Below are 12,641 nucleotides of genomic sequence, written 5' to 3'. Positions count from 1 at the left end.
CCGACGGTTCGGGGCGGGCCGGCGCCGCAGGGCGGTTGCCCGGGCGGCTGCGGGCCACGTCCAGAATCCGCTCAATCAGGATTTTCTGAAGCTGGCTGTTGTCCCGGGCAATTTCTTCAAAGTTCTTGGGCAGGAAATCAACGGCACCCGCCTCGAGGGCATCGAGTGTGACCCGGGCACCCTCGTAGGTGAGAGAAGAAAACATGAGTACCGGCGTCGGATGTTTGCGCATGATTTCGCGCACGGCGGAGATGCCATCCATCACCGGCATTTCGTAGTCCATGGTGATCACATCGGGACGCAGCTTTTCGGCCAGCTCCACGCCTTCACGGCCGTTGGTTGCAGCCCCAACCACCTTGATCTGGCCGGAGCTGGTCAGGATTTCCGTCAGCCGTTTGCGAAAAAACCCTGAATCGTCAACGACCAGGACAGAAACTGTCATCCACTTCTCCTACCCAATCCATCGTTCTTCGGCCTTCTATGGCCGCAGTCACCTGAAAGCCCGGCTTAGCCGTAGTGTTGCAACAGGCTTGGTACATCAATGATCAGCGCGATCCGGCCGTCGCCGGTAATTGTGGCGCCAGCCATTCCCGGCGTACCCTGGAGGGCTCGACCGAGGGGCTTGATCACCACCTCTTCCTGCCCCACCAACTGGTCGACCACAAAACCGACCTGTTTGGTCCCCATGGCCACGATGACCACATGGGCGTTTTCCGGCACTTCCTGGGAAGTACCATCACGCACCAGCCATCGTTTGATGTGAAACAGCGGGAACACCTTTTCCCGGACCACAATACACTCTCGTCCGTCGACGATATTGGTCTTGGTCAGGTCCAGGTGGAAAATCTCGACCACATTCACCAGCGGCAGCGCGAACGACTGATCACCCAACATGATCATCAGTGTGGGCATGATGGCCAGGGTCAACGGAACCTTGATGACAATCCGGGAACCCTTACCCAGTTGCGATTCAATGCTCAACTGTCCATTGAGCTGGCCTATCTTGGTTTTGACCACATCCATGCCTACGCCACGACCGGAGACGTCCGAGATCTGCTCCTTCGTGGAAAAACCGGCTGCGAAAATCAGGTTAAAGCACTCGGAATCGGTCAGGCGATCCGCGGCATCCTGATCGTAAATCCCCTTCTCGACGGCCTTGCGACGGAGCACTTCCGGATCCATACCGGCGCCATCATCCTCGATGAACAGCAGGATATGATCCCCCTCCTGTTCGGCAGACAGGGTTACCGTACCCTGGCGTGGCTTACCTGCTTTCTCGCGCACTTCCGGGGCTTCGATCCCGTGATCGACCGAGTTTCGCACCAGGTGAACCAGCGGATCAGACAGCGCTTCGACCAGATTCTTGTCCAGATCGGTGTCTTCACCGTGCATCACCAGGTTGACCTCTTTCTTGAGGTTCCGGGCCAGGTCACGCACAACCCGGGGGAACCGGCCGAACACCTTCTTGATCGGCTGCATACGGGTCTGCATGACGGCAGACTGGAGGTCGGTGGTGACCACATCCAGGTTGGACACGGCTTTGTGCATGTGTTCGTCTTCGCTTTCCGCGCCCAGACGCTGCAAGCGGTTACGCACCAGCACCAGTTCACCCACCATGTTCATGATGTCGTCGAGACGCTTGGTGTCAACACGCACCGTTGTTTCAGCCGCGGGCGCGTGTTCGCGGGCGGGCATCGCAGGGGTGGCAGCGCCTTTGGTCTCCGGCTTCCCGGGCTTCGGTGCCTCTGCTTTTGGCTTGGCTGGCTCTTTCGGCGCTGAGGGCTCTTTTGGCGCTGAGGGCTCTTTCGCTGCTGAAGGCTCTTTTGGCGCTGAAGGCTCCTTCGCTCCCGCGGGCTTTTTCGGAGTGGAGGACTCTCCGCCGGCAGTCGGGCTTCCACCCTTGCCATGGAGATCGTCCAGCAGTTTTTCGAATTCGTCGTCGGTGATCAGATCGTCGCTGCCACCGCCTTCTGCCTCGGCCGCCGGCTTTTCTTCTTTGCTGACAGCCTCGTCCTCGCCCGCAGGTGCGCCGGCAAACTGCCCTTTTCCGTGCAGCTGGTCGAGCAGCGCCTCGAACTCGTCGTCGGTTATCTCGTCATCTCCGGAACCCTCCCGGTCACCGGAAGACGCTCCGGAGTCTGAAGCCGGTGCCTGTTCTTCGCTCTTTTCGTCCTGCAAGGCATCCAGAAGCTGTTCGAATTCGTCGTCGGTGATGTCGCCGCCATCCTCCGACGGTTCATTCTCTTCGTGTTCCGGCTGAGGGTCGGCGACAGGCGCTCCCTCACCCTCTGGCAGGGCCAGGGCATCGAGGCGGGCAATCAGTTCGTCCGGAGCCGGTGTTGGTTCCTCGTGATTGCGAACCTCTTCAAACATGGCATTAACGTTATCCAGGGCCTCCAGAACCACGTCCATCAGTTCAGAGTCCACCTTACGCTTGTGATTGCGCAGGGTATCGAAAACGTTCTCGGCGGAGTGGCAGCAATTCACCAGCGCTTCAAGCTGAAGGAAGCCGGCGCCGCCTTTAACGGTGTGAAAGCCACGGAAAATGGCGTTGAGCAGATCACTGTCGTCAGGATGTTGCTCAAGATCTACCAACTGCTCTGACAGCTTTTCGAGAATTTCACCGGCTTCTACCAGGAAGTCCTGCAAAATCTCTTCATCAGCATCGAACGCCATGCGTTACCCTCTTTGTTCAGAAACCGAGACTGGACAACAGGTCGTCAACGTCATCCTGTCCCGAAACTACATCTTCACGCTCATCGGCCTTGATCTGGGGCCCGACGCCCTTCTCTGCAGATTCTTCCTTCTCTTCAATCTGGTGCACGGTGCCGGTGAGCTGATCCACATGGCTGGCCATCACCACCAGGCTGAGCATCTGCTCCTCAACCTCTTTTACCAGGGCGGTGACCTTCTGGATAACCTGGCCCGTCAAATCCTGATAATCCTGAGCAAGCAGGATTTCCGACAGATTGTTGTACATGGTGTCAGCGTCGCTGGCTGTGCTGACAAAAAAGCGATCAATACGGCCGTACAGTTCCCGGAACTCCGCCGGCTGCATCTCCCGACGACGCAGACGTTGCCATTCGTCCCGCAAGGAGGCCGCTTCTTCACGAAACGCGTTGGCCACCGGCATGGTTTCCTCAACCAGGTCCATGGTGCGGTTGGCCGCTTCGCCGGTCATCTGCACAACGTATTCGAGGCGATCGGAGGCGTCTGTCATCTTCGACAGCGCTTCCTGCTGTTCCGCGTTCCGGGGGTCAATCTGGAAGTTCCGGATGGCTTCGTGCAGGCTCCGGGTCAATCGCCCTACCTCGCGGTACAGACTTTGATCCCTGACCTCGCTGAGTTCATTGATCAGGGTCATGGCTTTGGCATAATCACCGGCATCAACACTCTCTGCCAGCTCTGCTGCCTGCCGCTGGAGCTTTTCGGTCACCTCCGGCTCAAGGCCCCGATGGTTCTTTTTGCTATCGCTCATGAGAGCCATCCGACCTCTGGTTACTGGATTCTTTCAAAGATTTTCTCAATCTTTTCCTTGAGCACAGCGGCAGTGAACGGTTTGACAACGTAGCCGTTCACGCCCGCCTGAGCCGCGGCAACAATCTGGTCGCGCTTCGCCTCAGCCGTTACCATCAATACCGGCAGGGTTTTCAGATTCTCGTCAGCCCGGACAGCCTTCAGAAGATCGAACCCGGACATGCCCGGCATGTTCCAGTCGGTGACCAGAAAGTCGTATTTGCCGCTCTTCAGCATCGGCAAGGCTGTGTTGCCATCGTCTGCTTCATCGGTGTTGGTGAAGCCCAGATCACGCAGCAGGTTTTTGATGATCCGTCGCATTGTGGAGAAATCATCCACAATGAGGATTTTCATGTTTTTGTCCAATGGGACCTCCAGTTAGTAACACCCGGAATTCGTTTGACCTTCGCGTTCAAAGTCTAGCAGGCCGCTGTTTAAACCGCTTATTGTCAGACCTTTGCTTCCGTTGTAAAGCATCGGTTACCAAAAACTACAGACTGCCCCTTCGCAGACACAGACTGAACGCAATCAGCTGTCCGGTTCCTGGCGCCAATCCGACAACCGCCCCCGAAGGCGCAAGGCAGCCTGGCTGTGAATCTGGCTGACCCTGCTCTCGCTGACGCCCAGCACGGCGCCTATTTCCTTGAGGTTCAGCTCTTCCTGGTAATAAAGGCTCAGAACCAGTTTTTCCCGCTCCGGCAGGTCTTCAATGGCCTCAGCCAGGCTCCGCCGGAAGGCATCGGAGGACAACCCCTCCAGAGGGTTATCCTGCGTCTCTGTCTGTTCTATCGGCAGCTCTCCGGATTCATTGAGCTCATCGAGGCTAAAAAGTCGGCCACTGTTGGAATCGGAAAGATAGGAATGATACTCCGCAAGCTCCATGCCCAGCTCCTCGGCCACTTCCTGATCCTGGGCTTCCCGGCCAAGCCGGTCTTCCACAGCCTTGATGGCCTGGGAAATGCGACGGGCGTTTCGATGCACGGAGCGGGGAACCCAGTCGCCCTTGCGGATTTCATCGACCATCGCCCCACGAATCCGGATACCGGCGTAGGTCTCGAAGGTGGCTCCTTTGGTGGAACTGTATCGCTGGGCAGCCTCAAGCAGGCCAATCATGCCGGCCTGCATAAGATCTTCAAGCTGAACGGAAGCCGGCAGGCGGGCCATCAAATGGAGGGCGATTTTCTTGACCAGCGGCGCGTGTTGCTCAACAAGCTGAGATGCTTTCTGCGCACCCGACTGGTTATAGATTCCGAGGTTTTTCGCCAATGTCATGTATCCGGTTTCTTGTTTGACTGGATCCGATTCAGACTTCGACGAGCCGCTCCACAAAGAATTCCAGATGTCCACGGGGTGAGGACGGCAACGGCCAGCTGTCTACCTTGTCGGCCAGAGACTTGATGGCCAGGGAGGCTTTCGCTCTGGGATAGGCATCCAGCACTGCCCTCTGTCTCTGGACTGCTTTCTTCACCGCCTCATCGTAGGGGACTATACCGACATATTGTAGTGCCACATCGAGGAAGCGCTCGGTGACCCGAGTCAGTTTTTCGAACAGATGCCGGCCTTCCTGCTCATTCCGCACCTGGTTGGCAAGAATGCGGAAACGATTGGTTCCATAATCCCGGTTCATCAGCTTGATCAGGGCGTAGGCATCGGTGATGGACGTGGGTTCGTCACACACAACCAACAGTAACTCCTGGGACGCCCTGAGAAAGCTGACCACCGATTCGGAGATACCGGCGGCGGTGTCGACGATCAGGACATCGATCTGATCCCCCAGCTCGCTGAACGCATTAATAAGCCCGGCATGCTCCATGGGACTGAGCTGGGTCATCCGCTGGGTACCTGACGAGGCAGGAACGATCTTTATGCCGCCGGGACCATTTACCAGAACGTCCTTGAGGTCACAGTCGCCTGCCAGAACATCCTGAAGGTTACGGTTGGCGGTGATGCCCAGCAATACGTCGATGTTGGCGAGCCCAAGATCGGCGTCGAGCAGCACCACTCTCCGGCCTTTCTGCGCCAGGGCAATTCCGAGGTTGACCGACACGTTACTCTTGCCGACTCCACCTTTACCGCCGGAAACTGCAATCACCTGTACCGGATGTGCTCTGCTCATACTGTTTTTTGTCTCTCGCCACGTTTCGCCGGTGCGTTTCCGACGCCTGCTGTCAATCTGCCCGGTCTCAGGCGTGCTCTTTCAGGCCCTCTGCGACCGCCTGCTGTTGCTGGAGTGTTTTAAGCCGATCCACGGCCAGCCGCACCAGCGGAACAGCTTCTGCGTGGTGCAGATCTTCAGGAATCTTCTGCCCGTCTGTGTAGTAGGCTACCGGGAGACCGGTTTCCATGACAAAGCCGAGGGACTCACCCAGTGTCAGGGCCTCATCGATCTTGGTCATCACACAGCCCGCAAGATTTGCCATCTTATAGCAATGCCAGACGGATTTCATGATGCGCGGCTGACTGGTTGCCGAGACGACCAGGTGCGTTTTGACATTGTGATGGCTGCGAGCCAGTTCGGCCAGCTGTTCCTGATAACCTTTATCCGAACTTGTCAGCCCGGCAGTATCAATCAGAACCAGGTGACGGTCTGACAGCTCGTCCAGAATATCGTCCAGGCTGTGAGCCTCATCCACCACCCGAACCGGCACATTCAGGATACGACCAAACACGAACAGCTGCTCGTGCGCCGCCACCCGATATCGATCGGTGGTAACCAGAGCCAGGGAGTCGGAGCCATGCTTGAGCACATACCGCGCCGCCAGCTTTCCAATCGTGGTGGTCTTGCCGGAACCGGTAGGACCCACCAGCGCATAGGCGCCCCCCTCATCAAGCCACTCCATGCGAGAGGTCCGAACGCCGGTGCAGAGCATTTTCAGGGACTGCTTCCAACCATCTTCCAGTCGCCCTGCCTTATGGCGACGGGAAATTGACCCTGCCAGTTCGCTGCCCAGGCCGAATTCCTGCAGGCGCTCGGCCAGCCTTTGCTGAACAGCCGTGTTTGTCGAAACCACCGGGTCCGGCTGCGGGCGACCACCCTGCATCATATCCCTGAGGGAGCTGATCTCGGCGCGCATCTGTGCGAGTTCATCAGAGTAGACATCCTTCGGCGCCTGGGTCTCAGCCACACTATCACTGAAATCGCCGCCGACCGTTTCCTGAACAGCAGCGAACGACGGACCTGCGTAGCCGGCTCCCTGGGAGGCACGCCTTTCCCTGACTTCACGGATGCGGTCACGGGATCGGCTCAATTCATCCTCGAGACGACGATGTTGGTCAGCCTGCATTTCTGCCAGGCGGGATCCGTTGGTGGCTTCTTCGGCCTGGTTGCCCAGGCGCTGGCGCGCCATGTTTTCGTCATAGTCCAGCGCCGTCACGATTTCGACACCACCGTCGACCCGACGGTTGGAAAGAATCACGGCATCCGGCCCCATCTGTTCACTGACCTGTTTCAGCGCCTCTGCCATGGTCTGAGCAAAAAACCGTTTTACTTTCATGATGCCTCTTCCTCCACCGGCAACGCCGTGCCGGCGCTGTCCGCTCTGTCATCCGCGCCGTTACTGGCCAACGGACGCCACGATCGTAATCTGTTTGTTATCCGGAATTTCCTGGTACGAGAGCACGTGCAGTCGCTCTACCCCATAGCTGGCAAACTTCGCCAGGACCGGCCGCAGTGGCCCGGACACCAGCAGAATGGCCGGTTTGCCAAGCATCTCCTGGCGCTGGACGCTCTCCTGAAGCGATCGCTGGAGCTTCTCCACCATATTCGGCTCCAGAACCAGGCCAATGTCTTCCTGACCGCCGGATTGTTGACTCTGCTGAACAGACTTCAGCAATAACTGTTCCAAGTCCGGATCCAGGGTGATCACCGGTATCTCCGATTCGTTGCCGCAGATGCTCTGGACAATCATCCGGCGCAGGGACTGCCGGGCTACCGTGGTCAGCAGCTTGGGATCCTGGCTCTTCGGATGAACATTCACGATGGCCTCGGCAATGGACCGCATATCCCGGATCGGCACTTCCTCCTTCAGCAGGTTCTGCAAGACCTTCAGGAGCAGACTGATTGAAACGGTGGTGGGTACCAGCTCTTCGGCCAGCTTCGGAGAAATCTTCTCAAGCTGATCCAGCCACTTCTGGACTTCCTCGTGGCCCAGCAGTTCGTGGGCGTGTTTCTGCAACACCTGGTTCAGATGGGTCGCAACCACGGTACTGGCATCGACCACGGTATAGCCCAGGGTCTGGGCCTGGTCTTTCTTATCGGGCTCGATCCAGCAGGCATCCAGACCGAACGCCGGATCCTTGCCCTCAATTCCCTCGACCTTCCCAAACACCTGGCCTGGGTCGATGGCCAGCTCCCGGTCCGGGTGAATCTCCGCCTCGGCAATGGTCACGCCCATCAGGGTAATGCGATAGACGTTGGGCATCAGATCGAGATTGTCGCGAATGTGGACCGAGGGCATCAGGAAACCCAGATCCTGGGACAGTTTTTTACGAACACCCTTGATGCGACTGAGCAACTGACCGCCCTGGGACTTATCCACCAGCGGAATCAGCCGATACCCCACTTCCAGACCGACGATATCGACGGTGGAGACATCGTCCCAGCCCAGCTCTTTGGTCTCTCCGGGTGCCGGCAGCTGACGACTCTGATCGCCACCCGCGTCTCCGCCCGGCGGCAGATCCCGCCCCGCCGGTCGCGGTGCCGCGCCGCCAGCGCCCCTGGCCGGGAAGGCGCCCTCCTCCTCGACAGTCTGCCTCTGGTGTTTCCAGATATACCAGGCAGCACCGCCGGCCAGCGCACCAAGACCCAGGAAGGCCACGTGAGGCATGCCGGGAATCAGGCCGAGGATAATCAGGATTCCAGCCGCAATGGACAGAGCCTTCGGCGCACTGAACATCTGCTGCAGGATCTGGCCGCCCATGTCCTGGCTGGAAGTGACCCGCGTTACCATGATCGCCGCAGACGTGGACAGCAGCAGCGAGGGAATCTGTGCCACCAGGCCGTCACCAATGGTCAATAGCGCATAGCGCTCCATGGCCAGCCCGAAATCCAGGCCATGCTGGAGCATACCGATGGCGATCCCGCCGACGATGTTAATGGCAAGAATGAGCAAGCCGGCAATGGCATCGCCTTTAACGAACTTGGACGCACCGTCCATGGAACCATAGAAATCCGCCTCCTGGGCAATCTCGGCCCGGCGATGCTTGGCTTCGTCCTGATTGATCAGGCCGGCGTTGAGATCCGCATCAATGGCCATCTGTTTGCCGGGCATGGCATCCAGGGTGAAACGGGCACTTACTTCGGAGACCCGGCCGGCGCCCTTTGTGACCACCAGGAAGTTGATGATCATAAGAATCGCGAAGACCACCAGACCCACGGCGTAGTTGCCACCAATAAGTACCGCACCAAAGGATTCGATCACCTTACCGGCAGCGTCGCCGCCCTCGTGGCCGTTCAACAGAACGATCCGCGTAGACGCCACGTTCAGGGCCAGACGCAGCAGCGTGGCCACCAGCAATACCGTGGGGAAAGAGGCAAACTCCATGGGCCTCAGGGCGTAGACACAGACCAGCAGAATGACAATCGACAGGGTGATGTTGAACGTGAAGAACACGTCCAGCAAAAACGCCGGCATGGGCAGAATCATCATACCGAGCAAGCCCATCAGCATGATGGGAATGCCCAGATTTCCCCGCGTCAGGGTTTTGACGTTATTGAGGACTAAAGCTCTGTCCATGCCGGATACTTCTCCGATTGGCCGTGCCTGCAGGCGTTTCAAAGGTCGAAAATCTGACGCGGCGGCGTCGTTTGGAAGAGTTATCGCAAGATCCGTACCAGCCCTTAGTGGATTTCCGCGAACCGGCCATTTGCGGCCTGACTCGCCTTGCCAGATGCGGTATCCTTGCGCCATTTAAATGCGACGCTAAAACCCCAACCAGACACACAGGTGACCCCATGCCAATCCACGAGGTAAAACACCCTCTGATCCGCCACAAGCTCGGCATCATGCGCCGTGCGGATATCAGCACCAAGAATTTCCGGGAGCTGGCACAGGAAGTTGGTGCACTTCTGACCTACGAGGCCACCAAGGACTTCAACCTGCAGGAAAAGACCATCGAAGGCTGGGCCGGCCCAGTGAATGTGGAACAGATTCACGGCAAGAAAGTCACCATCGTTCCGATCCTCCGGGCCGGGCTTGGCATGCTCGACGGTGTTCTGAGCCTCATTCCTGTTGCCCGGGTCAGTGTTGTCGGCCAGATCCGCAACGAGGAAACACTCGAGGCCAGCACCTACCTGGAAAAACTGGTGGGTGAGCTGGATCAGCGAATGGCCATGATCGTCGATCCCATGCTCGCTACCGGCGGCTCCATGATTTCCACCATCGACCTGCTCAAGAAAGCCGGCAGCACCGAGATCCGGGCCCTGGTTCTGGTAGCCGCGCCCGAGGGCGTCAAGAAGGTTCTCGAGGCTCATCCGGACGTGTCGATCTACACGGCCTCCGTTGATGAACGCCTGAACGAGAAAGGTTATATCCTTCCGGGCCTCGGCGATGCCGGCGACAAGATCTTCGGCACCAAGCAGAAGGACGTTTAAGCATGCAGGATCATACCAACGACCCGGTCTGGAAACAGGCCATTGCCGGCTCACAAATGCTACTAGTTGCCTTCGGCGCCCTGGTGCTGATGCCATTGATCACCGGCCTGGATCCCAACGTGGCCCTGTTCACCGCCGGTCTGGGCACCCTGATATTTCACGTGGTGACCGGCGGGCAGATCCCGATTTTCCTGGCGTCCTCCTTCGCCTTTATTGCCCCCGTAATCGCCTCCAAAGGCCGGTTTGGCATGGAAGAAACCCTGGGCGGCCTGATGGCCGCAGGTATTCTCTACATCTTCCTGAGTGGCCTGGTTCGGATGCGAGGAACCGGCTTTGTCCGCCGCCTGCTGCCGCCAGTGGTCATCGGCCCCGTGATCATGACCATCGGTCTCGGGCTGGCACCGGTTGCGGTTCACATGGCCTCCGGCCGTACAGGTGACGGCGCCAACCAGCTGATCCCCTACGACACCGCCATCTGGATCGCGATGATCTCTCTGGCCGTAACCATCATCATGTCGGTCTGGGCCAAGGGCATCTTCCGCCTGATTCCCATCATGTTCGGCGTGATCACCGGCTACATCCTCTCCGCGTTTGCCGGCATCGTAGATACTACGCCCATCAAAGAAGCTGCCTGGTTTGCCGTTCCTAGCTTCGTTGCGCCCGAGTTCAGCTGGGGCGCCGTGCTGTTCATGATTCCGGTGGCCATCGCCCCGGCCATCGAACACATCGGCGACGTGCTGGCCATCGGCAACGTGACCCGTAAGAACTATCTGGAAAAGCCGGGCCTGCATCGCACCCTGCTGGGTGACGGCCTGGCCACCAGCGCTGCTTCCATGCTCGGCGGACCGCCCAACACCACTTATTCGGAAGTCACCGGCGCAGTCATGCTGACCAAGAACTTCAACCCGAAGGTTATGTGGTGGGCGGCCGGCGCTGCCATCGTTCTGGCCTTTGTTGGCAAGTTCGGCGCGGCACTGCAGACCATCCCGGTCCCGGTTATGGGCGGTATCCTGTGCCTGCTGTTCGGCTCCATTGCCGTGGTTGGCCTTAACACGCTGATCCGTCACCAGGTGGACCTGTCACAGTCTCGCAATCTGGTGATCGTCGGGGTCACCCTGGTGTTCGGTATCGGCGGGATGGTACTCGGGCACCTGGAAGGCATCGCACTGTGCGCGGTGGCTGCCATCATCCTGAACCTGATCCTCCCCGGCAGCCGCGAGGCATGGGGTAAAGCGGTTTATGAGCAGAAAGCGGACTGATAGCTCCGGCATCAGTTTCACTGCCCTCTACACCGGTGCCGTCTGGCACCGGTACGGGCTTTCTGACGATACCCTGGCAACGGAAAAAGGCCGCTGGCTATACCGCCTGATGACACCCTTCGAGGCCGCCAGCAAGGCGGCCATCGGTGGCAACATCCGCACCTTCCTTCTGCAACGCCATCTGATCATCGACCACCTGATCGACCAGGCCATCCGCGACAAAGGCATCACCCAGGTGCTGGAAATCGCGTGCGGTATGTCTCCCCGGGGCATGCGGTTACGCCAGAAACATCCCCTGCTCCACATGGTCGAAGCCGACCTGCCCGACATGGCCGCCCGCAAGGCCCTCCGCCTGATGGCCACTGGCCGCCTCGGCGACCATCACCAGGTCACGCCCATCGATATCCTCGCGGATCACGGCGAGTACCAACTGGAAAAAGTAATCGACCGGGTATTCGAGAACAACGAGCCGGTAATCATCGTCACCGAAGGCCTGACCAGCTATTTTTCCCTGGAAACCATCACCGAGTTCTGGCGCAGACTCTCCTCCGCCATGGCCAGACGCCCGGGTTCGGTTTACCTTTCCGAAAGCTACTACCAGCCGAGCCAGCCTGCGCTGAACACCACCCTGAAAGCACTCGGCGGCGTCCTCGGGGCCGTTACCCGCAGCGAGGTATCCTTCCATTTCCAGACTGACGCTCAGGCACGGGAGCATTTCCTGTCCTGTGGGTTCGCCTCGGCCACCGTGCATGACCCGCGGTCCTGGTATGGAATCTTGCCGATTCCCGAAAGCCGCGGTGAGCCGATGGTTCGGGTTATTGAGGCTGGTTGCTGACCTTGCCTTCGAGTCCTGCCCTAGCCTGCTGTTTCGGGGTAAGAGGTTTGTGGGTCTGCTTCCCAAAAACCGCTACGAGCACATCCATGTGCGCTTGACTGTGGCCATCCATGGCCACAGACATTTTTGGGAAGCAGACCCACAAACCTCGCAAACCTGACGGGAATCCGCCAAAACCGCGTAGATTGGATTAGGCGAGGCCCTAATCCAACAAATGTTATTAAAACCACAACGGGATTGTCGGATTACGGCTTCGCCTAATCCGACCTACGGTCAGCACTAGTATTTTTCAGCGATATCGATGGGTTTGAAAAGCGGTTGTGGGTGGCCTTTTCAGGACTGTCTGTGGCCATGGATGGCCACAGTCAAGCGCACATGGATGTGCTCGTAGCGTGTCCTGAAAAGGCCACCCACAACCGCGCTAACTCCTAAACCCGCA

Annotated in this window: 11 protein-coding genes; 3 read left to right on the top strand and 8 right to left on the bottom strand. The window is 58.5% G+C overall.

The window, feature by feature from the left end; genetic code table 11:
* From WA411_RS12055 to flhA, 8 genes are all read right to left on the bottom strand, one after another.
* Positions 1-442 (bottom strand): response regulator (locus tag WA411_RS12055; RefSeq protein WP_336119309.1); only part of this gene is annotated, 442 nt, incomplete at its 3' end.
* Positions 443-507: 65 nt separating this feature from the next.
* On the bottom strand, positions 508-2,676 hold the full coding sequence (locus tag WA411_RS12050) for a chemotaxis protein CheA (protein WP_291906780.1): 2,169 nt from the start codon (positions 2,674-2,676) through the stop codon (positions 508-510).
* 16 nt (positions 2,677-2,692) lie between these two features.
* Complete coding sequence (locus WA411_RS12045; protein ID WP_069183676.1) at positions 2,693-3,478, bottom strand: protein phosphatase CheZ; 786 nt, start codon at positions 3,476-3,478, stop codon at positions 2,693-2,695.
* A gap of 20 nt (positions 3,479-3,498) precedes the next feature.
* Positions 3,499-3,882 (bottom strand): chemotaxis response regulator CheY, encoded by a 384-nt coding sequence (gene cheY / locus WA411_RS12040; RefSeq protein ID WP_008173086.1) that lies wholly within the window; start codon positions 3,880-3,882, stop codon positions 3,499-3,501.
* A gap of 162 nt (positions 3,883-4,044) precedes the next feature.
* Positions 4,045-4,788, bottom strand: coding sequence for an RNA polymerase sigma factor FliA (locus WA411_RS12035; protein WP_069183202.1), 744 nt, complete (start codon positions 4,786-4,788; stop codon positions 4,045-4,047).
* A 31-nt stretch (positions 4,789-4,819) separates the two neighbouring features.
* Positions 4,820-5,632 (bottom strand): MinD/ParA family protein, encoded by an 813-nt coding sequence (locus tag WA411_RS12030; protein WP_069183201.1) that lies wholly within the window; start codon positions 5,630-5,632, stop codon positions 4,820-4,822.
* Between the two features lie 67 nt (positions 5,633-5,699).
* Complete coding sequence (gene flhF / locus WA411_RS12025) at positions 5,700-7,010, bottom strand: flagellar biosynthesis protein FlhF (RefSeq protein ID WP_291906773.1); 1,311 nt, start codon at positions 7,008-7,010, stop codon at positions 5,700-5,702.
* Positions 7,011-7,070: 60 nt separating this feature from the next.
* Positions 7,071-9,251 (bottom strand): flagellar biosynthesis protein FlhA, encoded by a 2,181-nt coding sequence (gene flhA, locus WA411_RS12020; protein WP_069183199.1) that lies wholly within the window; start codon positions 9,249-9,251, stop codon positions 7,071-7,073.
* Between the two features lie 218 nt (positions 9,252-9,469).
* On the opposite strand from flhA, the gene upp reads away from it, so the two are divergent.
* Genes upp through WA411_RS12005 form a run of 3 tightly spaced genes read left to right on the top strand, consistent with a single transcriptional unit; the run spans position 9,470 to position 12,202 of the window.
* Entirely contained in the window at positions 9,470-10,108 is a 639-nt protein-coding gene (upp, locus tag WA411_RS12015; protein WP_069183198.1) for a uracil phosphoribosyltransferase, read from the top strand.
* Between the two features lie 2 nt (positions 10,109-10,110).
* Positions 10,111-11,367, top strand: coding sequence for a uracil-xanthine permease family protein (locus WA411_RS12010; protein ID WP_291906769.1), 1,257 nt, complete (start codon positions 10,111-10,113; stop codon positions 11,365-11,367).
* Positions 11,348-12,202, top strand: coding sequence for a class I SAM-dependent methyltransferase (locus WA411_RS12005; RefSeq protein ID WP_291906767.1), 855 nt, complete (start codon positions 11,348-11,350; stop codon positions 12,200-12,202). The genes WA411_RS12010 and WA411_RS12005 overlap by 20 nt, the downstream gene beginning before the upstream one ends.
* The last annotated feature ends 439 nt before the right edge of the window (positions 12,203-12,641 follow it).

It is taken from the genome of Marinobacter sp. CH_CUG1437-1, assembly GCF_037029655.1.
In the GTDB taxonomy this organism is placed as follows: Bacteria; Pseudomonadota; Gammaproteobacteria; order Pseudomonadales; family Oleiphilaceae; genus Marinobacter; species Marinobacter salsuginis.
The sequence above is the reverse complement of the archived record's forward strand: the minus strand, read 5'-3'. Positions and strand labels throughout refer to the sequence as shown.

What these genes read in the sequence shown, in the direction of transcription:
- WA411_RS12010 (WP_291906769.1), top strand. Translation starts at nt 10,111, where the DNA reads ATGCAGGATCATACCAACGACCCGGTCTGGAAACAGGCCATTGCCGGC.
- WA411_RS12050 (WP_291906780.1), bottom strand. Translation starts at nt 2,676, where the DNA reads ATGGCGTTCGATGCTGATGAAGAGATTTTGCAGGACTTCCTGGTAGAA.
- WA411_RS12045 (WP_069183676.1), bottom strand. Translation starts at nt 3,478, where the DNA reads ATGAGCGATAGCAAAAAGAACCATCGGGGCCTTGAGCCGGAGGTGACC.
- flhA (WP_069183199.1), bottom strand. Translation starts at nt 9,251, where the DNA reads ATGGACAGAGCTTTAGTCCTCAATAACGTCAAAACCCTGACGCGGGGA.
- upp (WP_069183198.1), top strand. Translation starts at nt 9,470, where the DNA reads ATGCCAATCCACGAGGTAAAACACCCTCTGATCCGCCACAAGCTCGGC.
- WA411_RS12035 (WP_069183202.1), bottom strand. Translation starts at nt 4,788, where the DNA reads ATGACATTGGCGAAAAACCTCGGAATCTATAACCAGTCGGGTGCGCAG.
- WA411_RS12005 (WP_291906767.1), top strand. Translation starts at nt 11,348, where the DNA reads ATGAGCAGAAAGCGGACTGATAGCTCCGGCATCAGTTTCACTGCCCTC.
- flhF (WP_291906773.1), bottom strand. Translation starts at nt 7,010, where the DNA reads ATGAAAGTAAAACGGTTTTTTGCTCAGACCATGGCAGAGGCGCTGAAA.
- WA411_RS12030 (WP_069183201.1), bottom strand. Translation starts at nt 5,632, where the DNA reads ATGAGCAGAGCACATCCGGTACAGGTGATTGCAGTTTCCGGCGGTAAA.